General features: G+C 68.7%; 23 protein-coding genes. 21 read left to right on the top strand and 2 right to left on the bottom strand.

What is annotated here, in order from left to right; translation table 11 throughout:
* The 3 genes from ACFWZU_RS13840 to ACFWZU_RS13830 form a co-directional block, all read left to right on the top strand.
* The coding region (locus ACFWZU_RS13840) for a UDP binding domain-containing protein (protein WP_439702128.1) at positions 1 to 434 on the top strand (434 nt) is incomplete at its 5' end.
* Positions 427 to 639, top strand: coding sequence for a SlyX family protein (locus ACFWZU_RS13835; RefSeq protein WP_439702127.1), 213 nt, complete (start codon positions 427 to 429; stop codon positions 637 to 639). The genes ACFWZU_RS13840 and ACFWZU_RS13835, both read left to right, overlap by 8 nt.
* A gap of 57 nt (positions 640 to 696) precedes the next feature.
* Positions 697 to 1257, top strand: coding sequence for a DUF2058 domain-containing protein (locus ACFWZU_RS13830; RefSeq protein WP_439702126.1), 561 nt, complete (start codon positions 697 to 699; stop codon positions 1255 to 1257).
* 62 nt (positions 1258 to 1319) lie between these two features.
* On the opposite strand, the gene ACFWZU_RS13825 is transcribed toward ACFWZU_RS13830, so the two are convergent.
* On the bottom strand, positions 1320 to 3380 hold the full coding sequence (locus tag ACFWZU_RS13825; protein ID WP_439702125.1) for a 3-hydroxyacyl-CoA dehydrogenase NAD-binding domain-containing protein: 2061 nt from the start codon (positions 3378 to 3380) through the stop codon (positions 1320 to 1322).
* A gap of 151 nt (positions 3381 to 3531) precedes the next feature.
* Here ACFWZU_RS13825 and ACFWZU_RS13820 point away from each other — a divergent pair, with 151 nt between their 5' ends.
* The 11 genes from ACFWZU_RS13820 (at position 3532) to recO (ending at position 15585) form a co-directional block, all read left to right on the top strand.
* A complete protein-coding gene (locus ACFWZU_RS13820; RefSeq protein WP_439702124.1) occupies positions 3532 to 4029 on the top strand; it encodes a hypothetical protein in 498 nt (165 codons plus the stop codon).
* A gap of 13 nt (positions 4030 to 4042) precedes the next feature.
* On the top strand, positions 4043 to 6583 hold the full coding sequence (locus tag ACFWZU_RS13815) for a putative bifunctional diguanylate cyclase/phosphodiesterase (RefSeq protein WP_439702123.1): 2541 nt from the start codon (positions 4043 to 4045) through the stop codon (positions 6581 to 6583).
* 203 nt (positions 6584 to 6786) lie between these two features.
* Positions 6787 to 7383, top strand: coding sequence for an RNA polymerase sigma factor RpoE (gene rpoE / locus ACFWZU_RS13810; protein WP_439702122.1), 597 nt, complete (start codon positions 6787 to 6789; stop codon positions 7381 to 7383).
* Positions 7380 to 8024, top strand: a complete 645-nt coding sequence (locus tag ACFWZU_RS13805; RefSeq protein ID WP_439702121.1) for a sigma-E factor negative regulatory protein — start codon at positions 7380 to 7382, stop codon at positions 8022 to 8024. The genes rpoE and ACFWZU_RS13805 overlap by 4 nt, the downstream gene beginning before the upstream one ends.
* 111 nt (positions 8025 to 8135) lie before the next feature.
* Entirely contained in the window at positions 8136 to 9620 is a 1485-nt protein-coding gene (locus ACFWZU_RS13800) for a DegQ family serine endoprotease (RefSeq protein ID WP_439702120.1), read from the top strand.
* 188 nt (positions 9621 to 9808) lie between these two features.
* The gene (lepA, locus tag ACFWZU_RS13795; protein ID WP_439702119.1) at positions 9809 to 11599 is read left to right on the top strand and encodes a translation elongation factor 4; all 1791 of its coding nucleotides are present in this window, start codon (positions 9809 to 9811) and stop codon (positions 11597 to 11599) included.
* A gap of 102 nt (positions 11600 to 11701) precedes the next feature.
* Entirely contained in the window at positions 11702 to 12619 is a 918-nt protein-coding gene (gene lepB / locus ACFWZU_RS13790; protein ID WP_439702118.1) for a signal peptidase I, read from the top strand.
* Between the two features lie 103 nt (positions 12620 to 12722).
* A complete protein-coding gene (locus tag ACFWZU_RS13785; protein ID WP_439702117.1) occupies positions 12723 to 13103 on the top strand; it encodes a DUF4845 domain-containing protein in 381 nt (126 codons plus the stop codon).
* 5 nt (positions 13104 to 13108) lie between these two features.
* Positions 13109 to 13768 (top strand): ribonuclease III, encoded by a 660-nt coding sequence (gene rnc / locus ACFWZU_RS13780; protein WP_439702116.1) that lies wholly within the window; start codon positions 13109 to 13111, stop codon positions 13766 to 13768.
* 78 nt (positions 13769 to 13846) lie between these two features.
* Positions 13847 to 14776, top strand: a complete 930-nt coding sequence (gene era / locus ACFWZU_RS13775; RefSeq protein ID WP_439702115.1) for a GTPase Era — start codon at positions 13847 to 13849, stop codon at positions 14774 to 14776.
* A gap of 89 nt (positions 14777 to 14865) precedes the next feature.
* Complete coding sequence (gene recO, locus ACFWZU_RS13770; protein WP_439702114.1) at positions 14866 to 15585, top strand: DNA repair protein RecO; 720 nt, start codon at positions 14866 to 14868, stop codon at positions 15583 to 15585.
* Between the two features lie 79 nt (positions 15586 to 15664).
* Here the strand turns inward: recO and ACFWZU_RS13765 are convergent, their stop codons facing one another.
* The gene (locus tag ACFWZU_RS13765; RefSeq protein ID WP_439702113.1) at positions 15665 to 16405 is read right to left on the bottom strand and encodes a response regulator; all 741 of its coding nucleotides are present in this window, start codon (positions 16403 to 16405) and stop codon (positions 15665 to 15667) included.
* Between the two features lie 46 nt (positions 16406 to 16451).
* On the opposite strand from ACFWZU_RS13765, the gene ACFWZU_RS13760 reads away from it, so the two are divergent.
* The 7 genes from ACFWZU_RS13760 (at position 16452) to ACFWZU_RS13730 (ending at position 23812) form a co-directional block, all read left to right on the top strand.
* Entirely contained in the window at positions 16452 to 18473 is a 2022-nt protein-coding gene (locus ACFWZU_RS13760; protein WP_439702112.1) for a hypothetical protein, read from the top strand.
* Between the two features lie 23 nt (positions 18474 to 18496).
* Positions 18497 to 19093, top strand: a complete 597-nt coding sequence (locus tag ACFWZU_RS13755; RefSeq protein WP_439702111.1) for a YdbL family protein — start codon at positions 18497 to 18499, stop codon at positions 19091 to 19093.
* Between the two features lie 74 nt (positions 19094 to 19167).
* Complete coding sequence (gene rlmD / locus ACFWZU_RS13750; protein ID WP_439702110.1) at positions 19168 to 20481, top strand: 23S rRNA (uracil(1939)-C(5))-methyltransferase RlmD; 1314 nt, start codon at positions 19168 to 19170, stop codon at positions 20479 to 20481.
* A gap of 364 nt (positions 20482 to 20845) precedes the next feature.
* A complete protein-coding gene (locus tag ACFWZU_RS13745; RefSeq protein WP_439702109.1) occupies positions 20846 to 21391 on the top strand; it encodes a CYTH domain-containing protein in 546 nt (181 codons plus the stop codon).
* A complete protein-coding gene (gene nagZ, locus ACFWZU_RS13740; protein WP_439702108.1) occupies positions 21382 to 22398 on the top strand; it encodes a beta-N-acetylhexosaminidase in 1017 nt (338 codons plus the stop codon). Before ACFWZU_RS13745 ends, nagZ begins: the two co-directional genes overlap by 10 nt.
* On the top strand, positions 22395 to 22946 hold the full coding sequence (locus ACFWZU_RS13735) for a hypoxanthine-guanine phosphoribosyltransferase (protein ID WP_439702107.1): 552 nt from the start codon (positions 22395 to 22397) through the stop codon (positions 22944 to 22946). Before nagZ ends, ACFWZU_RS13735 begins: the two co-directional genes overlap by 4 nt.
* Positions 22947 to 23059: 113 nt before the next feature.
* A complete protein-coding gene (locus tag ACFWZU_RS13730) occupies positions 23060 to 23812 on the top strand; it encodes an S-methyl-5'-thioinosine phosphorylase (protein WP_439702106.1) in 753 nt (250 codons plus the stop codon).
* Positions 23813 to 23929: the final 117 nt, after the last annotated feature.

The raw sequence follows: 23929 nt of genomic DNA, 5'->3' as shown, positions 1-23929 counted from the left end.
TGATCGAGCGGCACTACGGCGGCGCGCTCAAGGGCAAGACCGTGGCGTTGTGGGGGCTGGCGTTCAAGCCCAACACCGACGACATGCGCGAGGCCTCCAGCCGCCGGCTGATGGAGATGCTGTGGGCCGCCGGCGCGAAGGTGCGCGCGTTCGATCCGGAGGCACGCGCCGAGACCACGCGCATCTACGGCGAGCGGCCGGACCTCAAGCTGTGCGAGGACGCGTACGAGGCGCTGGAAGGTGCCGACGTGCTGGCGATCGTGACCGAGTGGAAGGCGTTCCGCGCGCCGGACTTCGCACGCATCCGTGGCGCGCTGAAGGACCCGGCGATCTTCGACGGGCGCAACCTGTACGACCCGGCGCAGGTGGAGGAAGCGGGATTGGCCTATTACGGCATCGGCCGCGGACGTTCGCTGAGAGTGGACCATGTCTGACATCGAGCGCCGCCTGGAGGAACTCGAGGTACGCCTCACTTTCCTCGACGACACGGTGGCCGCGCTTGCGGCCGCCGATGCCGAACAGGCGATGCGGCTGGTGGCGCTGGAGCGCGTGCTGCACGACCTGCGTGCCGAGCTGGCTTCGATGCGCACGGCGCAGGGCAGCGATCCGCACAGCGAACCACCGCCGCCTCATTACTGACAAGCACCGGGTGCGCACGGCGCGCCTGGAAAAACCAACGCAACTGGAGCTTCGATCATGGCCGACTCTCTCCGTGATCAGCTGCTGAAGAGCGGCATCGTCAAGCAGGTGCGCGAGGAGCAGCGCGCGAAGTCGCCATCCCAGCCGCCCCGCGGCGGGCGTCAGCCGCAGGGCAAGGGCAAGCCGCATGCAGCGCAGCCGCGCCGCGACAACGGCGAGATGGATCTGGCCAAGGCCTATGCCATCCGCGCGCAGACCGAAGCCACCGAGCGCAAGCGTGCCGAGCAAGAGGCCGCCGAGCAGGCGCGCCTCAGGCGCGAGCGCAAGGCGAAGATCCAGAAGCTGCTGGAAGGCCAGGTGCTGAACAAGGCCGAGGTCGACCAGGTGCGCCATTTCGAGTACGGCGGCAAGATCCGGCGCGTGCACGTGGACGCAGACCAGTTGGCCGCACTCAATCTGGGGCACCTGGGTGTCGTGCAGCAGAACGGCCGCTATCTGCTGGTGACCCAGGCCATCGCCGAGCAGGTGCGGGAGATCGACCCCCATCAGCTTGCGCTGCTGGTCGATCCGCAGGCGGCGGGCGACGACGACGGCGTTCCTGACGATCTGATGTGGTGAGCAGGGGTGGGCCTGGGCCCACCTTGCCGTTGAGTGCAACGGACTGAAGCGTGCCCTGCGGGTTACAGGGTCGTGGGCTGGCCGAGCGCCGGTGAGTCCCATCCCTGCTTGGGCAGGAACCGCTCGCCATGGCGCTGCGCCAACTGCTCCAGGCGCGCGCGCACGGCCGATGCGCCCTCGCTGCGGATGTACTGGATCGGGCCACCGCGGAACGGAGCGAATCCGGTACCGAAGATCACGCCTGCGTCGAGCAGGTCGGCATCGTCCACCACGCCGTCGGCCAGGCAGGCGACCGCCTCGTTGACCATCGGCAGGATCATCCGGTCCTGGATGTCCGGCGGCGGCGTGTAGCCGGGGTCGACCTCCGGTTTGACCGGCTTGCCGTCCTGCCACACGTACAGGCCCTGGCCATCCTTCTTGCCGCGTTTGCCGGCCTCCAGCTTGTCCTCGATGCCAGGGGGCAGTTCCAGCCCGAGGAACGGGGCCAGCTCCTTGCCGACCGAGGCGCACACGTCCAGGCCGACGGTATCGGCCAGTTCGATCGGCCCCATCGGCATACCGAACTTTTTCGCCTCGCGGTCGAGCACCGGGCCCGGCACGCCTTCGCTGTAGAGGCGCAAGGCTTCGAGCAGGTAGGGCATCAGGATCCGGTTGACCAGGAAGCCGGGCGTGCCCTTGACTGCCACCGGCACCTTGCCCAGTGCCTTGCAGAAGGCCAGCGCCCGCTTTTCGATCGCGGGGTCCAGCTGGTCGTGGCGCACTACCTCGACCAGCGGCATCTGCGCCACCGGGTTGAAGAAATGCAGACCGAGGAAGCGTTGCGGGGCGGACAGGCCCTGGCGCAGTTCGTCCAGCGGGATGCTGGAGGTGTTGCTGGCAAGGATTTCCTGCGCCTTGAACTGCGGCTCGATCTTCGCGTAGAGCTCGCGCTTGGCCTCGGCGTTTTCGTAGATCGCCTCGATCGCGAGGTCGGCCGTAGCCACGCCGGCGCCTTCGACGTCGGGGCGCAGGCGGCCCATGGCGGCCTGCACTTTTTCGGGCGTCCTGAGCTTCTTTTCGTAGAAGCCGCGGGCCCGGTCCAGCGCGGGCTGGACGAACTTCATCTCACGGTCCTGCAGGGTCACGTCGTAGCCCTTGTAGGCCGCCCAGGCGGCGATGTCGCCGCCCATCACCCCGGCGCCGACCACGTGCACGCGGCGGATGCCGGGGTCGACCCCGCCGCCGGCCCCCTTGAGGCGCTCCTGCAACAGGAACACGCGGATCAGGTTGTGCGCCGTGGGCGTCTGCGCAAGCTTCGCGACCGAGCGCGCTTCGAGCTTCAGCCGCTGCTGGATGCTGGCGCCGCCGCTCTGCCAGACATCGATCAGCGCGAACGGGGCCGGATAATGCTCCTTGCGCACCTTGGCCGCGGTCTGCCTGGTCACCATCGGCGCCAGGATCTGCCGCACGGGCCACCAGTTGGTCGCCCAGGCCTTGGCACGTTGCGCGAACGGCCGCGCATGCGGGCGACGCAGCAGGGCGCGGGCCTCGGCCAGCAGCTCGGCCGGCGGGGCGACGCGGTCGACCACGCCCAGCGCCTGCGCGCGCCTGGCCGAGAGAGGCCGGCCGGTGAGCATGATCGGCAGCGCCTCGGTCGCGCCGATCAGCCGCGGCAGGCGGGCCGTGCCGCCCCAGCCGGGATGGATGCCGAGCATGACCTCGGGCAGCCCGATCTTCGTCTTCTCGTCATCGGCGGCGATGCGCTGGCGGCAGGCCAGGATCAGCTCCGTGCCACCGCCCATGCAGGCACCGTGCACCGCGGCCACGGTCGGGCAGGGCAGGCGGGCCAGCGACTCGAAGACCTGCTGGCCGTGGCGGATGTTCTCCAGCACGGTGTCCTGCTCGGCATAGCGCACGAATTCCTTGATGTCCGCACCCACGGCGAAGCCGGAAACCTTGGCGGAGTGGACGATCACGCCAGCAGGCTTCTCGATCGCCAGGCGTTCGACGATCTGCGCCAGTTCATCGAGCACGTCGCGCGAAATTGCGTTGACGCTGCTGTCGGCGCGGTCCAGGGTCAGGGTGACGATGCCGCCATCGTCCACGCTCGTCTTCCAGTGATTGAAGCGCAATCCTTCGAACATGGCGTTGGGTGGTGTAGCCGGGGGAGCCCAGAACCATACCGCTGCGTGCGGATGAATGCGAGTTGAGGGCCGGTCGTCCCGGCGGTCCCACTTTTCCGAACGGTGACCTGGCGCTATTGCGCTTCGTCCGCAAGTCCGTAACGTACGCCCGATGAACCCCTTGCTGGCCTCCGCCCCGCCGCCTCCCGGCATCGAGATCTTCGAGCGCATCCTGGCTGCGCCGGCCGGGCTGATCCTGCTCGAGGGCTGCGACAGCCAGGCACTGATCGAGCAGTTCCGCGCCGTCGTGCGGCGGAGCGGGCAGGCGGTCTACCTGTGGCAGCCGGACCTGGGACTGGGCAACCTGATCGACGCCCATGCGCGCGTGCCGGGCAGCCAGCGCCTGGGCGCCGCGCTTCGTTACATGCAGCAGAGCATGCATTTCGGCGTCTACCTGCTGATGGGCCTGGAGCCGCCGCTATCGGCGATGGACAGCACCCTGCTGCGCCAGTTGGCCAAGCCGCCCGCCGGCCACGTGCGCCGGGTGGTGCTGCTGGATGCCTCGCCGGCGCTGGTCGACCACCTGGGGGACATGGCCATGCGCATGAAGGGCCAGCCGGACGCCCCGCTGCGTCCGCGCCTGCGCGACGGCCGCTGGCTTGTCGCCTGAAGCGGAGGACCGCGTGAACGCCGGCATCCTGGTGGTCGCCGCCCAGCGCGATTTGCGCCGGAACATGTTCGACGCGCTGGACGGCGCGGGCCATCCCACCATCCATACCGCACGCGGGGTGCCGCACGCGGAGTTGCTGCTGGACGGTCGACCGCCGCTCATGCTGGCGGTGGTGGCGTTCGAGGGCGACGAGACCGATGCCCAGGCCACCTGCGAACAGTTGCGCCGCATCCCGGCCTGCGCCGAGGCGCCCATGATCGCGGTGATCGCCGATGGCGCCACGGTCAAGCCCGGGCAGCTCCCGGCGGGTATGGCCGACTGGCTGTACGGCTCGCAGGTGGAGCTGGAGCTGGTCGCCCGCTGGCGCCGCGCCCGGCCGCAGGCGGCCCCGCCGGTGCAGGCCGGGCCGGACCAGTACCGCTTCGCGTTCGAGGAGGACGCGAGCGAGTGGCTGATCGTCGATCCGCAGACCGAGCGCGTGCTGGAAACCAGTTCGGCGGTGGTGCGGCACAGCCATCTCGAGGTGGAGCAACTGGTCGGCCGTGGCCTGCGCGAACTGCTGGCGTTCGAGGGCATCGGCATCGAACACGTGCTGCAGCAGGCCGATCGGCGATGGTACGCATGCCAACGGCGTTCCAGCCGTGGCGCCGACACCGGCCAGGCCAGCGCACGGCGGATCCGCCACGGGGAACAGGAAGCCATTGCGCTGCTGTTCCGCAGCGACCGCGCCGACATCCGCGCCGAGGCGGCCCTCAGCCTGCTCTCGCGCATGTTCGCCTCGGCCAGTGGCATCGACACGCAGAAGGTCGCCGCGCGCCTGCTGGTGGACGAACTGGGCCTGGATTATCTCGCCTTGTGGTCGTCCCGGCCAGCGGAAGGCGCGTCCGGTCCGGGCCTGCTGATCCAGCTGTGGCGTGGCGAGGACCAGCCCTGGCCCGCGCCGGCCCAGCAGGGCGTGCTGCGCCAGGTGCTGGACGGCAAGGCGGTGCTGCACCCGGCCGATGCCTGCAAGCTCGCCGCGAGCGATCCATTGATCGAGATGCTTGGCGTATCCGGCTTTGCGGGCCTGCCGCTGTTCGACGAACGGCGCTCGGTGCTGGGCGCCCTGCTGGTCGGCAGCCGTACGCCGTTCGGCGACATGGGCCTGGTCGAGCCGGTGCTGCGCTGCGCCGCCGCGCGCTTCGCGCATGCGCAGGAGCTGCGGCTGACCCGCGAGCAAGGCCGGGCCGAAGGCCTGATCGATGCGCTCACGGGCCTGCCCAACCGCCTGCTGTTCAACGACCGCCTGGACACCATCATCCGCGAGGCGCACCGCACCCGGGAGACCTTCGCGGTGCTGTTCGTCGATCTGGACCGGTTCAAGGACATCAACGATACGCTCGGTCACGCCGCCGGCGACCACGTGCTCAAGACGGTCACCCACCGCCTGTGCTCCAGCGTGCGGGCCTCCGACACCGTGGCCCGCTATGCCGGCGACGAGTTCGTGGTGGTGCTGCGCCACATCATCAAGAACGACGACGTGCTGCGCGTGGCCGAGAAGATCGTGCAGGTGATGGAGGCGCCGCTCAAGATCGCCGGCGAGGACGCACCGCTCAAGGTCACTGCCTCGATCGGCGTGAGCTTCTATCCCGACGATGCGCTCGACGCCGAAACCCTGCTCAAGCACGCCGACGAGGCGATGTACGCGGCCAAGCGCCAGGGTCGCAACAACTTCCAGTTCTACGAGATCAGTCCGGAACAGGCGCAGCAGCACGACGTGCTGCTCAAGACCCGGCTGCGCCATGCCGAAGGCAACGGCGAACTGCGCGTGTTCTACCAGCCGCAGGTCGACGCCGAGAGCGAGGACATCGTCGGCATGGAGGCGCTGGTGCGCTGGGAGCACCCGGAACTGGGCCCGATCAGCCCCGGCGTGTTCATCCCGCTGGCCGAGGAGACCGGCCTGATCGTGTCGCTCGGCGCCTGGGTGCTGCGCACCGCCTGCCGCCAGGCGCACGAGTGGGAGGAGAAGTACGGCCTGCGCCTGCGCCTGGGCGTCAACCTCTCGGCCGTGCAGCTGATGGAACCGGACCTGCTGGACACCGTGACGGCGGCGCTCGCCGAGTCGGGCCTGGACCCCCGACTGCTGGAGCTGGAGGTCACCGAAAGCATCAGCATCAAGGCGGTGCCCAATCTGGTGGAGAACCTGCACGGCCTGCACCGGCTGGGGTGCCGCATCGCGATCGACGATTTCGGCACCGGCGCGGCCTCGCTCGACTACCTGCGCAAACTGCCGGCGGACCGCATCAAGATCGACCAGAGCTTCGTGCGCAACATCGGCATCGACCCGGACGACGAGGCGATCGTGCGCGCCACCATCGAGATGGCGCATCGCCTGAAGCGCGGCGTGGTGGCCGAGGGCGTGGAGATCGAGCAGCATCTGAAGTTCCTGCGCGCCAACCACTGTGACGAGCTGCAGGGCTACCTGTTCTGCCGCCCGCTGCCGCATGCCAGCTTCGACCGCCTGCTGGCCGAGCGCCAGCGCCTGCTGGCAGAGCCCCAGGCCAACGTGGCGTGAATCCGAGCCCACCCAACCGGCACCCTTGATCCGGGACATCCACGCCGCATCTTGAATGCGTGCCGTCGCCCGTCGACGGCTTTTTTTGGACTGGCCAGCCATCGTGACGCCCGTGTGAACTTGCGCTGCTGCCGCTTGTCTGAGGCCGGCGCGTTACCATCCGGCTGGCGCCACCCAAGCGGTTATCGAAGGAGACGGCCCGGATGGGCGAAAACGAACTGGATAGCGCCCTGGTCGAGCGTGTCCAAAACGGCGACCGGCGCGCCTTCGACCTGCTGGTGCGCAAGTACCAGCACAAGGTGATCGGCCTGATCTCCCGCTACGTCAACAACTACGCCGAGTGCGAGGACGTGGCGCAGGAAGCGTTCGTCCGCGCCTGGCGAGCGATCGGCTCGTTCCGCGGCGATAGCCAGTTCTACACCTGGATGTACAAGATCGCGGTCAACACGGCCAAGAACCATCTAGTCGCAATGGGGCGCCGCCCGCCAATGGACGACATCGCGGCCGAAGACGCGGTTTTCCTGACCGGCGCCGAGCGGATGCAGGAGGGCGCCACGCCCGAGCGCGAGCTGCTTAGGCAGGAAATTGAACAAACCGTCTTCGACACTGTCCAAGCGCTGCCAGAGGAGCTGCGGACCGCCATCACGCTGCGCGAGGTGGACGGCCTGAGCTACGAGGAAATCGCCGAGGCGATGGGCTGTCCCATCGGTACCGTGCGTTCGCGGATCTTCCGTGCGCGTGAGGCGATCGATCAGCAACTGCGGCCACTGCTCTCGGACCGCGAGGATCAACCGACATGACGCAAGACCAACGTGAACACCTTTCGGCCGGCATCGACGGCGAACTCGCCCGCGAGGAGTTGCGCTTCCTGCTGCGCCGTTTCGAGCATGACGCCGAGCTGAGGCAGACCTGGACGCGCTACCACCTGGCGGGCGACGGTCTGCGCCGGCAGTTGCCGGCGCTCGCGTCGGCCGGGTTCGCCGCACGCGTCGAACAGGCGATCGCGCAGGAATCCGGCGTCAGGGCGGGGCGCCGCGCGCCGCACTGGCTGCGCTGGTCCGCCGGCGGCGCCATTGCCGCCAGCGTCGCCGTGGCGGCGCTGATGATCGCCCGACCGGTGACGGACGAGGATCGCGCGTCCACGGGTCTGGCCCAGAGCTCGCCGGCCGCCGGGCTCACGGTGCCGGCAGAACCGGCCGCGCCCGCCGCGGTACCGCCCTGGCTCAGCGGCGACACCGCGTCCCGTTACAGCCAGCAGGCTGCCGCCACGCTCGGGGAGAGCTATGGTGCAGAGTTGATGCCCTATGCCCGCAGCCTGTCGCCCTATCGCGTGCAGCCGGTGCGCGCGCCCAGCGACGAACCGGGCTACTACTTGCTGATCGACCCGCAGCGCGCGGCCAGCGCCCGCTATCCGCGCCAGGCGGCTGCCAGCGCCCAGTGACCTGCGTCCGCGTGTCCCCGCCGCGGTCGTCTTCCCTCTAGCCATCGGCCGGCCCGCCTTGCGGGCCGTGCACGGTCGCGTCCCTATTTCTTGCCTGAAGGAGGAGAGCCCATGAACCGAATTCCCCTGCGTACCCTGGCCTGCTGCGTACTGATGGGCCTGGTGACGACCGGTTGCGCCCAGGCCGAACCGCCGGCTGCACAGACCAACGCGCCTGCAGCCAGGAGCGCGCCCGCGCCGGCGATGGCCAACCTGCCGGACTTCACCGGCATCGTTAAGAAGAACGCCCCCGCCGTGGTGCACGTGGAGGCCAAGTACAACGGCCAGCGCCGCGAGCCGCGCATGCAGGCGGGCATGCCGGACGATCCGCAGATGGAACTGTTCCGTCGCTTCTTCGGCATGCCGATGATGCCTTCGCCGGAAGAGCAGGAGCACACCTCGCTCGGCTCGGGTTTCATCATCTCCAGCGACGGCTACATCCTGACCAACAACCACGTGGTCGACGGCGCCGATGCGGTCACCGTGCGCCTGCAGGACCGGCGCACCCTCAACGCCAAGGTAGTGGGCACCGACCCGAGCTACGACATCGCCTTGCTCAAGGTGGACCAGAGCGGCCTGCCGGCGGTATCGATCGGCGAATCGCGTTCGCTCGAGCCGGGCCAGTGGGTGCTGGCGATCGGTTCGCCGTTCGGGCTGGACTACACCGTGACGCAGGGCATCGTCAGTGCCGTGGGCCGCAACCTGGGCAGCGGCGACCAGCCCTATACCTCGTTCATCCAGACCGACGTACCGATCAACCGCGGCAACTCCGGCGGCCCGCTGTTCAACCTGCAGGGCCAGGTGGTCGGCATCAATTCGCAGATCTATTCCAACACCGGCGGCTACCTGGGCGTGTCGTTCTCCATCCCGATCGACGTGGCGATGAACGCCGTGCAGCAGATCAAGGACCACGGCTACGTCACCCGGGGCCAGCTCGGCGTGCAGGTGCGCGGCGTGGACAGCCAGATCGCCAAGGCGCTCAACATGGACAACCCGCGCGGGGCCATCGTGGGCGTGGTGCAGGACGGTAGCGCCGCCGAAAAGGCCGGCATCCAGGTTGGTGACATCATTACCGGCTACAACGGCCAGCCCATCATGGACGCCGGCGACCTGCCGCCGGTGGTCGGCATGACCAAGCCGGGCACGAAGGTACCGGTGGAGATCCTGCGCAACGGCAAGAAGCAGACCGTCCAGGTGACGGTGGGCGAAGCGCCGCACGACAAGACCGGCGCGAGCGGCAATGACCGCTCGCCGGTGCAGTCCGGTTCGGCGGCGCTGGGGCTGAGTGTGCGCGAGCTGGACCAGGATGCCCGCCAGCAGCTCGACCTGAAGAAGGGCGAAGGCGTGCTTATCGCCGACATCACCGGCCCGGTCGCGGCGCGCGCCGGCCTGCAGCCGGGGGATGTGGTCCTTCGCGTGGGCCAGCAGAACGTCGGCAGCGTGTCGGCCTTCCGCGCGGCGACCAAGGACGTCAAACCGGGCGATACGGTGCTGCTTCTGGTGCGCCGTGGTGACGACACCCGCTTCATCGCCCTGACGGTGCCCTCGGACAAGTAGGCTCGCGCGTGACCTTGGAAGCCCGCATGCGGGCGATGCCGGCGGCAGGGCATCGCTCGCAAGCGGGCTTTGCCGCATGAGAGGGCCTGGTGGGCGGTGTCCGTTTCCATGCGACAATACCGGGTTCGTATCGCCATCCCGGCGGTCCGCGGCCCTTGCAGGCCGCGAAAGCCCTACCAGCGTATTCCATGGAACTGATCCGCAACTTCTCCATCATTGCCCACATCGACCACGGCAAGTCGACGCTCGCCGACCGCATCATCCAGCTCTGCGGTGGCCTGAGCGAACGCGAGATGGAAGCGCAGGTGCTCGACAACAACCCGATCGAGCGCGAGCGCGGCATCACGATCAAGGCCCAGTCCGTGTCGCTGCCCTACACCGCGCGCGACGGCAAGACCTACCAGCTCAACTTCATCGATACGCCCGGGCACGTCGACTTCTCCTACGAGGTGTCGCGCTCGCTGGCCGCCTGCGAGGGCGCGCTGCTGGTGGTCGACGCGGCCCAGGGCGTGGAAGCGCAGTCGGTGGCCAACTGCTACACCGCAGTGGAGCAGGGGCTCGAAGTCGTGCCGGTGCTCAACAAGATCGACCTGCCGACGGCTGATCCGGAGAAGGTCAAGGGCGAGATCGAGGCGGTGATCGGCATCGACGCCGACGACGCCGTGGCGATCAGCGCCAAGACCGGCCAGAACGTCACCGAAGTGCTCGAGGCCATCGTCGCCCGCATTCCGCCGCCGAAGCCGCGCGATACCGACCGCCTGCAGGCGCTGATCATCGACTCCTGGTTCGACAACTACCTGGGCGTGATCTCGCTGGTGCGCGTGATGCAGGGCGAGATCAAGCCCGGCGACAAGCTGCTGGTGATGTCCACCGGCCGCGTGCACGAGGTCGACGACGTCGGCGTGTTCACGCCCAAGCGCAAGAAGCTCGAGAAGCTCGGCGCCGGCGAGGTGGGCTGGATCAACGCCTCGATCAAGGACGTGCACGGCGCGCCGGTCGGCGACACGCTGACCCTGGCCGCCAAGCCGGCGGAGAAGCCGCTGCCGGGTTTCCAGACCATGCAGCCGCGTGTGTTCGCCGGCCTGTTTCCGGTGTCGGCCGACGACTATCCGGCGATGCGCGAGGCGCTGGACAAGCTGCGCCTGAACGATGCGGCGCTGTTCTTCGAGCCCGAATCGTCCGAGGCGATGGGCTTCGGTTTCCGCTGCGGCTTCCTCGGCATGCTGCACATGGAAATCGTGCAGGAGCGCCTGGAGCGCGAGTACGACCTCGACCTCATCACCACCGCACCGACGGTGGTCTACGAGGTGCTCAAGATCGACGGCACGGTGATGGATCTGGACAACCCGGCGAAACTGCCGCCGGTGCCGCAGATCGACGAGATCCGCGAGCCCATCATTGTCGCGAACATTCTTACGCCGCCCGATTACATCGGGAACATCATCACCCTGTGCGAGGAAAAGCGCGGCGTGCAGCGCTCCATCCAGTACATGGCCACGCAGGTCCAGATCAGCTACGAGATGCCGCTGGCCGAGGTGGTGCTGGACTTTTTCGATCGCCTCAAGTCGGTGTCCCGCGGCTACGCCTCGATGGACTACCACCACGAGCGTTTCGAGGCCGGCCCGTTCGTGCGCGTGGACGTGCTGATCAATGGCGACCGCGTCGATGCGCTCAGCCTGATCGTGCACCGCAGCCACGCCGACCGCCGCGGCCGCGACCTGGTCGAGCGCATGAAGGACCTGATTCCCCGCCAGCAGTTCGACGTGGCGATCCAGGCTGCCATCGGCGCGCAGATCATTGCCCGCTCCACGGTCAAGGCGCTGCGCAAGAACGTCCTGGCCAAGTGCTACGGCGGCGATGTCAGCCGCAAGAAGAAGCTTCTGGAGAAGCAGAAGGAAGGCAAGAAGCGCATGAAACAGGTCGGCCGCGTGGAAATTCCGCAGGAAGCCTTCCTTGCCGTCCTGAAAGTGGATAAATAGCTTTTAGCCGGGAACCGGGGATCGGAAGTCGTCATTCGGAGCGCTGGTGCCACCGATTGACCATTGGCGATCGACCATTCCCGGCTTTTCAAGGAGTCCCGCATGGAATTCGATTTTTCCGCCATCCTGCTTGCCCTCACCGTGCTCTTCGGCGTGGTGTGGGGGCTGGACCGGCTGTTCCTGTACAACAAGCGCAAGGCGCGCCTCGACGCGGCCGGCGAGGAGTACCGCGATCCGGTGCCGGTGGACTGGGCGCGATCGCTGTTTCCGGTGGTACTGGTGGTGCTGGTGCTGCGCTCGTTCGTGGCCGAGCCGTTCCGGATTCCGTCCGGCTCGATGATGCCGACGCTCGACGTGGGTGACTTCATCCTGGTCAACAAGTTCGCCTACGGCCTGCGCATGCCGGCCTTCAACAACAAGTTCCTGGACCTGGGTGAGCCCAAGCGCGGCGACGTGGTCGTGTTCCGCTTCCCCGGCTATCTGTGCCAGGACGAGAACGGCCAATGGGTGCGCAGCGGCGACATCAGCTGTTCCGACCCGCATGCCCCGGTGCCGAACCAGAACTGGATCAAGCGCGTGATCGGCCTGCCGGGCGACACCATCGAGTCACACGGCGACCAGCTGCTCATCAACGGCAAGCCGGTGCCTGCCGACCTGACCGGGCCGTTCGAGGGCCGTCCCAATGGCGACGAGTCGCGGCTGATGCGCGACTACGGCGCCACGGTCTGGACCGAGCATCTGCCGCGTTCGGAGGGCACGGGCAGCATCGACCACATGATTGCCCGCATGCCGGCGTACTCGGTGCCGCTGTCGATCCCCAACGAGAAGGTACCCGCCAAGGTACCGGCCGGCTGCTATATCGTGATGGGCGACAACCGCTACAACAGCACCGACAGCCGCTGGTGGGGCTGCCTGCCGGAGCAGAACCTGGCCGGCAAGGCGTTCCTGATCTGGCTGAGCTGGAAGGGCACGCACGACGGCTGGATCGATTTCGGCCGTATTGGCAAGATCATCCACTGACGCAGGACGTGACGGGCGCCACTGGCGGCGCCCGTGACCCGAGGCCAGGTCGGCGCGCAGAATACAGACGAGGTAGCCGCCGCAGCGGCATAGCGAGGGGACTATGAAGAGCAAGCAAGCGGGTATCACCCTGATCGGGTTCCTGATCGTCCTGGCCGTCGTGGCCTTCTTCGGCTACATGGCCATGAAGCTGGTGCCGGCCTACACCGAGTACATGGGCGTGGCCAAGGCGATGACGCAGGTCTCGACCGAGGGCTCCGATGGCAAGTCGCTGGACGAGATCCGGCGCGACCTGATGTTCAAGCTGGGCTTCCAGTACGTGGACGACGCCACCATCCAGCCGCAGGACATCACCATCGATCGCACCAACGGTACGCAGCTGCACGTGGCCTACGACAAGCAGGTGCCGTTCGTCTACAACATCGACTTCCTGCTGCACTTCGAAAAGAGCGTGCCGCTGCAGGGCAACGTGCCCTCGCTCTGACACCAGTGAAGTTGGACTACCGCTTCCGGGACCCCGCGCTCGCCGAGCTCGCGTTGACCCACCGCAGCGCGGGCCGGCCGAACAACGAGCGCATGGAATTCCTGGGCGATGCGCTGCTCGGCGCCGTGGTCGGGGAAATGCTTTTCGAGGCGCATCCCCGCGCCAGCGAGGGTGAGCTTTCGCGGCTGCGCGCGCAGCTGGTCAATGGCCAGGCACTGGCGTTGGTCGCGCGCGAACTGGAACTGGGTGACGGACTCAAGCTCGGTTCGGGCGAACTGAAGAGCGGTGGGTTCCGCCGCGATTCGATCCTGGCCGATGCGTTCGAGGCACTGGTCGCGGCGGTGTATCTCGACGGCGGCTTCGATGCCTGCCGCGATGCGGTACGTGGACTGTTCGCCCAACGGGTTGCCGACCTGCCCAAATCCTCCAAGGACGCCAAGACGCGCCTGCAGGAATGGCTGCAGGCGCGGGGCCTGCCGTTGCCGGTCTACGAGCTCGCCGGCAGCCATGGCGAAGACCATGCCAAGGTTTTTGAAGTCACCTGCAGCATCGCCGAACCGGCGCCGCTGCGCGCCGCGGCAAGCGGCCCCAGCCGACGCGCCGCCGAGCAGGACGCGGCCGAGATCGTACTCGGCCAGCTGACCGAGCCGCTGCCGCCCGCCTGAACCCTTCTTTCCCCGTCGCTGGCGCCATTGGCGCGGCGGCGCCATGCTTTGCCTCCTGTCCCCGGAACACCTCCTGCCATGAACGACGCACCCGAAACCGCCGGCGAGCTGCCCCACGAGAACTATCGTTGTGGCGCGGTGGCGCTGGTCGGCCGCCCGAACGTGGGCAAATCGACCCTGCTCAACGCGCTGATCGGTTTTCGCCTTTCGATCGTCAGCCCGCGCCCGCAGACGACCCGGCACCGCATCCTGGGCATCGCCACCAGTGAGGCAGGGCAGGTGATGTACGTGGATACGCCCGGCCTGCACCGGGGCGCCAAGCGTGCGATGAACCGCAGCCTCAACCGCGCCGCTCGCACGGCGATGGCCGAGGTGGATCTGGCCGTGCAGCTGATCGAGGCTGGTCGCTGGACCGACGAGGACGAGGCGCTGTACGCCGCGCTGGTGGAGCAGAACGTGCCGCGCCTGCTGGCGATGAACAAGGTTGACCTGGCCAAGGACAAGGGCGCGCTGCTGCCCTTCGTCGCCGAGTTGACCGCCACACACCAGTTCGAGGACATCCATTACGTCAGCGCCCTCAAGCAGAAGGGTCTGAAGGAACTGGAGCGCGCGATCCTCGAGCGCCTGCCGGTACGCCCGCCGGTGTTCGGCGAGGACGAGATCACCGATCGCAGCGAGCGCTTCCTCGCCGCGGAAATGGTGCGCGAGCAGCTCATGCTCCGCCTCGACCAGGAGCTGCCCTACGCCACCACGGTCGAAATCGAGCAGTTTCATGACCGCGAGGACGGCGTCGCCGAAATCCATGCCGTGATCTGGGTGGAGCGCGACGGCCAGAAGGCGATCGTGATCGGGCAGGGCGGGGCCCAGCTCAAGGCCATCGGCAGCGCTGCGCGGCGCCACATGGAACGCCTGTTCGAGCGCAAGGTGTTCCTCAAGCTGTGGGTCAAGGTGCGCGAGGGCTGGGTGGACGACGAGGCGATGCTGAAGAAGCTGGGATATACCGATTGAATGCCTGGAGCCGGGGATCGGGCATCGGCAATCCTGGCCGGCCGCCTGGCGAATCCCGGTTTCCCGTCTCCGATTCCCGCCTCTAGCCCATGCTCCTCGACCAGCAGCCCGCCTACGTCCTGCATGCGCGGCCCTACCGGGAGACCTCGCTGCTGCTCGAATGCCTCACCCGCGACCACGGCCGCCTGGGCGTGGTCGCGCGCGGCGTGCGGCGCGAGCGGGCGCGGGTGCAGCGTGCGCAGCTCGAACCGTTCCAGCCGCTGGCGCTTGACCTGCTGCTGCGCGGCGAACTGGCCACCCTGCGCGCGGCCGAACCGACCGGTGCACCGCTTCGGCTGACCGGCGATGCCGGGCTGGCCGGGCTCTACCTCAACGAACTGGTGGTGCGACTGACCGGCCGCCAGGATCCGCTGCCGGAGCTGTTCGAGGCCTACGCGCGCACGCTGCCGCGCCTTGCCGGGCCCGGCATGCTGGCCTGGCAACTGCGGCGCTTCGAGCGCGACCTGCTCACGGCCATCGGTTATGCGTTGCAACTGGATAGCGAGGCCGACAGCGGCGAACCGGTGGTGCCGGAAGGCTGGTATCGCTATCAGGTCGAGCATGGCCCGGTGACCTGCCCGGCGGGCGCGCCGCGGGGAATCCGCGGGGCGGACCTGCTGGCGCTCGCCATGGACCAATGTCCCGACGCGGCCGGGCTGGCGGCGCTGCGCCGTCTGATGCGCGAGGTCATCCGTTTCCATCTCGGCGGTGGCGAACTGCACGCATGGCGTGTACTGGCCGCCGCCATGTCCCGGCGTCAGGCGGGCTGATTCAGGCCGGACAGGTGCCTCGCCTACCGGTCCGAAGGCGGGCGGATGGCATCCTCCGGCATGCGAGCTGTGGCGGGGCTCAGCGGTCCAGTGCCGCCAGCGTCGCGACGAGCGTCTGGCGGAACCTTTCCTGCGCCCCTTCGCCCACGGAACCGTCAGCCTCCGCCTGGCGCTGCAGATGCGTCGCCTGCAGCGCCAGTGCGGCCGCACCGCAGAAGCCGCAGGCCGAACGCAGCCGGTGCAGCCGGTCGATCAGTCGTGACGGCTCGCGACAGAAAAGGTCCAGTTCCTTCAGCAGCGTCGCCAGTTCCTCGCGCAGCAGCCCACGCAGCGCCTGCATCGTGCCCGCGTCGCCGCTGCTGACCAGTCCGGCGGCGTCATCGAGCAGCGGTGTGTGGCGACCGCTGTTGCGGGCGAGCGTAACCAGCGGGCGCAGCGCCTCCAGTTCGCAGGGCTTGAGCAGCACCTCGCTGAAGCCCGCGGCCAGCAGTTGCTGGCGATCCTCGCTCGACACCTCGGCGCTGGTCGCGACGGCCGGTGTGTCGGCCGACCGAGCCTGCGCATCGGCGCGCAAGGCCGCCAGCACGTCGCGCGCGCCGGCGCCGGGCATGCGGCAGTCGAGCAGCAGCAGGTCGAAGGTTTCGATGGCGGCGCGCGCCAGCGCCAACTGCCCGTCGGCGCACTCGTGCACCTGCGCACCCAGCGCGCGCAACCCGTCACCGAGGAAGCGGCGGCTGGCCGGGTCGTCGTCGGCCACCAGCACATAGGGCAGGGGGAGGCTGGCGGGCGGTGGCTGGCGCAGAAAGGCGGCTGTGCTCATTGACGAAATCCATGTCGTTCAGCTGGCTTTGGCAGAATGATGGCACATGCTCCCTCCCTCCCGCCGCCTGCTGCTGTGCCTGGGCCTGCTCCTCGTCGCCGCGTGGACGGGACCCGCCTGGGCGGATGTCGACCTGACCGCCAAGGTGGTTGCGGTGCCCGGCGTCCGGCTGCAACAGGTGAGCCTGCACGTCGGCGAGGACGGCAACGGCGGGCTGGCGCTGAAGCTCCACGCCGCGCGCGCCGACGTCGCGGCGATGGGCTGGCGTCGGGTCGGGCTGGACCTGGAAGGCGTCCTGTCGCGCGACCTGCAGATGCGCTGGTTGCTGGACGGCGCGGTCGCCCTGCGCGGGGCACCGGGCGGGGCACTGGGCCATTCCGACGTGCACCTGGTGATCGACCAACGCGCCAACACCCTGCAGGCGGATATCACCCAGTCCGCGGCGAGCGCCAGCGCCTGGATTCCACTCGACCAGACCACCCACGCGCAGATCACACTGAAGAACCTTCCCGCCCAGTGGCTGGCCGGATTGCTCGGTACGGTCTGGTCCGGCCGGCCCACGGGCGGGCAACTGGATGCCGAGCTGGCGCTGGACGTGCACGACAACGGCATCCAGTCGTCGGGTGAATTCAGCCTCGATGGCGTGGGCTTCGACAGCCCCAGCGGGACGCTGGCGGGGCAGGGCGTCGATGCCAATGGCCGGCTGGGCATCGATACCCAGGGCGGCCCGGCGCGATTTACCGTGGATGCCACCCTTCACGGTGGCGAGCTGCTGCTCGGCCCGATCTACGCGAAGCTTCCCGACCACCCGGTACAGCTCAACGTGGCCGCGGTCGGCCAGGGCGGTGCGCTGGCCATCAACCGCCTGCGCGTCAACGATGCCGATGCGCTGCAACTGGACGGCGCGCTGGCCTTCGATGCCAAGGGCAACCTCGACAAGTTGCGCCTGGAGCGCTTCCAAGCCCGGTTTCCCGCTGCCTACGACCGCTATGGGGCCGCCTGGCTCGATACGCTGGGCCTGCACGAGGTGCGCGTCACCGGCGCCCTGAGCGGCAACCTGGACCTGCGCGACGACGGCCCGCGCGGCTTCGCCTTCAGCGCCGACCATCTCGGCCTGGCGACCGCCGACGGCCGGCTGGCGGTCGATGACCTCAACGGCGGGCTGGACTGGTCCGCGGAAACGGATCGACCCACCACCAGCCTCGGTTGGCGCGGGTTGCGCCTGTACCGCCTGCCGTTCGGACCGGGCAGGGCGCAGTGGCGCAGCCAGGGCGGCACGCTCGGATTGACCCAGCCGCTGGCGGTCGCCCTGCTCGGCGGCACGGTGCGCGTGGGCCAGCTCGACTGGCGTCCCGCCGCCGCGAGGGGCGAGCGGCTTGAAACCTCGCTGGCCGTCACCGGCGTGGACATGGCCGCCTTCAGCAAGACGATGGGCTGGCCGCAGTTCCCCGGCACGCTCGGCGGCGCGATCCCGTCGCTGCGCTGGGTGGACGACACGGTAGAGTTGTCCGGCGGCCTGTCGGTCAACGTCTTCAACGGCTTCGTGGACATCACCCAGCTTGCGCTGACGCAGCCGTTCGGGCCCAGCCCGGTGCTGGCGGCGGACATCGGTTTCCGCCAACTGGATCTGGGCTCGATCACCAGTGTGTTCGACTTCGGCAGCATCACCGGCCCACTGCACGGCAGCATCGCCAACCTTCGCCTGGTCGACTGGCAACCGGTTGCGTTCGAGGCACACCTGCTTGCCGACGAAGGCGGCCGGATCAGCCAGCGCGCGGTCAACAACCTCACCTCCGTCGGTGGCGGCGGCATCGCCGCCGGCCTGCAAGGCGCGGTGCTCAAGCTCTTCAAGACCTTCGGCTACGCGCGTATCGGCCTCAACTGCACGCTGGTCGGCACGGTCTGCCACATGAGCGGGCTGGAGAATACCGGGGACGGTTACACTATCGTCGAGGGCAGCGGTTTGCCGCACCTCCAGGTCATCGGCCACCAGCACGAGGTCGACTGGCCCACCCTGGTGAGCCGGCTGAAGGCGGCCACCGAAGGCGGCGGCCCGCAGGTCCGCTGAAACACACCCTCAGGAGCCCATTCATGCGCAAGCTCGTCTATGCCCTGCTGACCACCGTGATGGTCGCCCTGGTCGGTTGCGTCACGATCAACGTGTACTTTCCCGAGGCCGCCGCGCAGAAGGCCGCCGACCGCTTCATCGGCACGGTGATCGACCAGGGCAGCGCGCCGGCGCAGGACACCAAGCCCGCGCCGCAGACCCATGAGCCGGCGCGCCCCTCGGCCATGCTGCTCGACCTGCTGGTGCCGGCCGCGTATGCCGACACGCCCGATATCCGTGTGCAGACGCCGGCCACCGAGGCGATCCGCGGTCGCATGCAGGCGCGCTTCCAGAACACCTTGCAGGCGCTGCTCGACTCCGGCGCGGTGGGCTTTACGAAGGACGGGCTGGTGGCCGTGCACGATGCCGGCAAGATCCCGCTCAGCAAGCGCGCGCAGGCCACCGCCGCCGTGGCGGACGAGAACAGCGACCGCAATGCGTTGTATCGGGAGATTGCCCGCGCCAACGGCCACCCCGAGTGGGAGCCGCAGATCCGCGCCACCTTCGCCAAGGGCTGGATCGAGCGCGCCCACGCGGGCTGGTATTATCAGGACGCTTCGGGCGCCTGGAAGCGCAAGTAAGCCGCGCCCTCCGTTCCCCTGTTTGACCGCTGCGCCCGGGTCGCCGATCCGGGCGCAGGCGTTTTACGAGTGCCATGAAAGAATTCGAAGCCACCATTACCGACCTGGCCCATGACGGCCGCGGCGTCGCCCGCATCGACGGCAAGACCGTGTTCGTCAGCGGTGCACTGCTGGGCGAGCAGGTTCGCTTGGGGATACGCAAGCGCCACCGCAACTTCGACGAAGCCGAGACGCTCGAAGTGCTCGAGCGCTCGCCGCATCGCGTCGAGCCGCAGTGCGCGCACTTCGGCCAGTGCGGCGGCTGTTCCTTGCAGCACCTGGACGCGCCGGCCCAGATTCAGGCCAAGCAGCGCGTGCTGTCGGACAACTTCGCGCGGATCGGCAAGGTCGAACCCAAACGCTGGCTTGAGCCGCTCACCGATGCCCCCTGGGGCTATCGCCGCAAGGGCCGCCTGTCGGTGCGCGCGGTGGCCAAGAAGGGGCGCGTGCTGGTGGGGTTCCGCGAGGAGTCCAACCCGCGCTTCGTGGCCGACATCAGCCGTTGCGAGGTGGTGCACCCGGCCATCGGTGGCCGGATCGGCCTGCTGGCCGAGCTGATCGGGGGCCTGGACGCGGCCAACGACATCCCGCAGATCGAGTTCGCCGCCGGCGACGACATCGTCGCCCTGGTGTTCCGGCACCTCAAACCGCTGAGCGAGCGGGACAGCCAGGCGCTGGTCGCCTTCGGCAAGGCGCACGGTCTCGCGATCTACCTGCAACCGGGCGGCGTCAGCAGCGTGCACCCGCTGTGGCCCGAGCAGCCGCGACTGACCTTCCGGCTGCCGGCCGGGGCGGGCTTGGCCGACGTGGAGCTGGAGTTCCAGCCCCTGGATTTCGTGCAGGTCAATGCCGGCATGAACCGGCGCATGCTGGCGCGGACGATGGAGCTGCTCGATCCGCAACCGACCGACCGCGTGCTCGACCTGTTCTGCGGCCTGGGCAACTTCACCCTGCCGATCGCGCGGCGCGTGGCCGAGGTCGCCGGGGTCGAGGGCGAGCACGGGCTGGTCGAGCGCGCCGCCGCCAACGCCGCCCGCAACGGCATTGCCAACGCGCCGTTCCATGTCGCCAACCTGTTCGAGGACCAACGCGGCAGCGCCTGGGCCCGCGCCGGGTGGGACAAGATCCTGCTCGACCCGCCGCGGGCTGGCGCCGAGCAGGTGCTGGAGTACCTGCCGCGCAAGGGCACCGACCGCATCGTCTACGTTTCCTGCCACCCGGCCTCGCTGGCCCGCGATGCCGGCCTGCTGGTGCATCGCCACGGCTTCGAGCTCACCGCCGCCGGCGTGATGGACATGTTTCCCCACACCGCGCACGTGGAGTCGATCGCGCTGTTCGAGCGACGCTAGGCGGTACCGGGCTTCTCTCGCGGCAGGGCGACGCGACGGCCTCGCGGCGAGGGAAGCATTCCGACCGCAAGCGCGTCTGCGGCATGTCGGCGCCGCGTTCGCGGGGGAGGGGAGGCTAGGGACCGCCGCTCCGTGCCCCTTGATCCTTCCCCCCGTTTACGGGGGAAGGTGCCCGCAGGGCGGATGGGGGAGACCTTGCGCATGACCACCAAGGCACTCGGCCTGGAATGAACTCCCGCCTGGCGCACCTCCCCGCGCTCGCGGCCAAGGGCTGGTGAACGGAACGCTCCGTACGGCCGCAGTTCTCGCCATCACGCCCCCCAGCGCCTATCCTTGACGATCCGCTTTGCGCTTGCCGCTTCCGATGGCCACCGAGATCGAACGCAAATTCCTGTTGACTGGCGACATCTGGCGCCAGTCGATCGTGCGCAGCGAGCAGATTGCCCAGGGTTACCTGGTCGGCGCGCAGGCGCTGCACGAGGGCCACGCGCACGCCTCGGTGCGGGTGCGCCTCGCAGGCGAGCGGGCGTGGCTGAACATCAAGAGCGCCACCGTCGGCATCGAACGCGCCGAGTTCGAATACCCGATACCGCTCGAGGACGCACAGTCGATGCTGGCCTCGCTTTGTGACGGTGTGCTCGAGAAGGTGCGTCACCACGTCGAGGTCGACGGGACACTCTTCGAGATCGACGAGTTCCTCGGCGACAACGCCGGCCTGGTAGTCGCCGAGGTGGAGCTTCCCGCCACCGATGCCGCGTTTCCGCGCCCGGCCTGGCTGGGCCGTGAGGTCAGCGCGCTGGCGCGCTACTACAACGTCAACCTGGTCGCGCACCCGTTCGCGCACTGGACCGAGGCCGAGCGCGCCGCGGCCGACGGCGAACGGACCGCAGGAGAGCAGGCATGCTGCTGATCGGACTGGCCGGTCTGGAACTCGAACCACGCGAGCGCGACTGGCTGGTCGCGCCGGGCGTGGCGGGGGTCATCCTGTTCACACGCAACTACACCAACCGCGAGCAGCTGATGAGCCTCGCCGAATCCATCCGCCAGGCCGGTGGCGAGCACCTGCTGATAGCGGTCGACCAGGAAGGCGGCCCGGTGCAGCGCTTCCGCGAGGGTTTCACCCGGCTGCCCGCGCTGTCGAGGATCGGAGCCGCCTATGCGCGCGATCCGGACGATGCCGTCCGTCTGGCCGAGGAGCATGCCTGGGTCATGGCGAGCGAGCTGCGCGCCTGCGGCGTGGATTTCAGCTTCGCTCCCGTCGTGGACCTCGCCCGCGGCAGCGCGGCGATCGGCCCGCGCGCGTTCCACGCGGACCCGGCGATCGCCGGCGAACTTGCCCAGGCCTACGTGCGCGGCATGCACCTGGGCGGGATGGCGGCGGTGCTCAAGCACTTCCCCGGCCACGGTTCGGTGGCTGCCGACACGCACAAGGCGCAGGCGGTCGATCCACGCCCGCTGGAAGCCATCCGCGACGCCGACCTGCGTCCGTTCGCCGAGGCGGTCGAGGCGCATGCCGAGGCGGTAATGATGGCGCACGTGATCTACCCGGCGGTCGACGACCGTCCGGCCGGCTTCTCGCGCATCTGGATCGAGGACATCCTGCGTGGCGAACTGGGCTTCGGCGGCATCGTCATCAGCGACGACATCAGCATGGCCGCAGCGGGCGCCGCCGGTGGCGTGGGCGCGCGGGTGAAAGCCCACCTGGCCGCCGGCTGCGACCTGGTGCTGGCCTGCTTCCCCGAGGTGGTGGATGAGGCGATCGCCGCATTGCCGCCCCTGGCCGACGACGCCGTGGAGCGCCTCGCACCGCTGCGTGGCGCCATCGGCGCGACCTGGGAGGGCCTCCTGGACAATCCGCAGCGCGACCGCTTCATCGCACGCGTTACCGCGCTGCACGAACCCGAAGGAAACGCATGACCACTCCGCTTCCCCCGCTGGCGCAGGCGCTGGCCAACGCCGAGGTGCTGTTCGAGCGCGACGAACTCGAAACCGTGATCGCCGACCTCGGTCGGCGCATCGACGCCGCCCTGGACGGCGAGCGCGCCGTGTTCCTGACCGTGATGAACGGCGCGCTGATGTTCGCCGGCCAGCTCGCGCTGTCGATCCGCACCGACCTTGAGTTCGACTACGTGCACGCCACCCGCTACCGCGGCGCCACCGCCGGCAGCGACCTGTGCTGGCTGCGCGAACCGCAGGCGGCGCTGGCCGGTCGCACCGTACTGCTGGTCGACGACATCCTGGACGAGGGCCACACGCTCAAGGCCGTGCGCGACGACTGCATGAAGCGCGGCGCCAGGCGCGTACTGATCGCGAGCCTCTGCCGCAAGCTGCATGACCGTTGCGTGGCTGGCATCGCCTCGGACTTCAACGGCGTGGAGCTGCCCGACCGCTACGTGTTCGGTTACGGCATGGATTACTACGAGCAGGGCCGCAATTTGCCGGCCATCTATGCGTTGCGGTCATAGGGTGGGCTTCAGCCCACCGACGTCCCGCCGCAGCGTGCGAATCGTGGGCTGAAGCCCACCCTACGGCGCCTCCCGCGCCCCCGTTTCCTCTCTTCCGTTTGCGGGTTTGATCCATGGCAGAGTCTTCCCTTATCGACCTGGCCGTCATCGGCGGTAGCGGCCTGTACCAGTTCCCGGGCCTGGAGAACGTCAGCCGGCGCGCGCTGGAAACCCCTTACGGCCCGGCCTCGGGCGAGGTGGTGCTGGGCGACTTCGCCGGCAAGCGGCTGGCCTTCCTGGCGCGCCACGGCGAAAGCCACACGCTGGCGCCGCACCGGGTCAACTACCGCGCCAACCTGTGGGCGCTGCACGCGCTGGGTGCACGGCGGGTGATCGGCGTCAACGCGGTAGGCGGCATCCGAGGCGACATGGGCCCGCGCACGCTGGTGGTGCCTGATCAGCTGATCGACTACACCCATGGCCGGGCCACCAGCTTCTGCGACGTCGAGGGCGCCGAGGTCAAGCACATCGACTTCAGCGAGCCCTATACCGCCTCGCTGCGGCAGGCGTTGCTGGATGCGGCGGGGAGGGCGGGCATCGCGGTGATCGACGGCGGCTGTTACGGCGCCACCCAGGGGCCGCGGCTGGAAACGCGCGCCGAGATCGCCCGCATGAAGCGTGACGGCTGCGACCTGGTCGGCATGACCGGCATGCCGGAGGCGGCCCTGGCGCGCGAACTGGAGCTCCAATACGCCTGCCTGTCGCTGGTGGCGAACTTCGCCGCCGGCTGCGGGGACGAGGCGGAAATCAGCATCGAGGAGATTTTTGCCCATCTGGCGGCCGCCACGGCACAGGTTCCGGTATTGCTGAAGGCAATGCTGTCCTAATCAGCTAATGGCGTTATCGCACGAAAGTTAATCCCGCATATTGCGCTTTACCGGTAAACATGCTGATACTTTTGTCCGTGCCAGGGGCGGCTGACCAAGGGGAAACGGCGGTCCAGC

The organism is Frateuria sp. GZRR33 (assembly GCF_051900425.1).
Lineage (GTDB): Bacteria > Pseudomonadota > Gammaproteobacteria > Xanthomonadales > Rhodanobacteraceae > Frateuria_A.
This window is presented reverse-complemented; position numbering and strand designations above follow the sequence as displayed.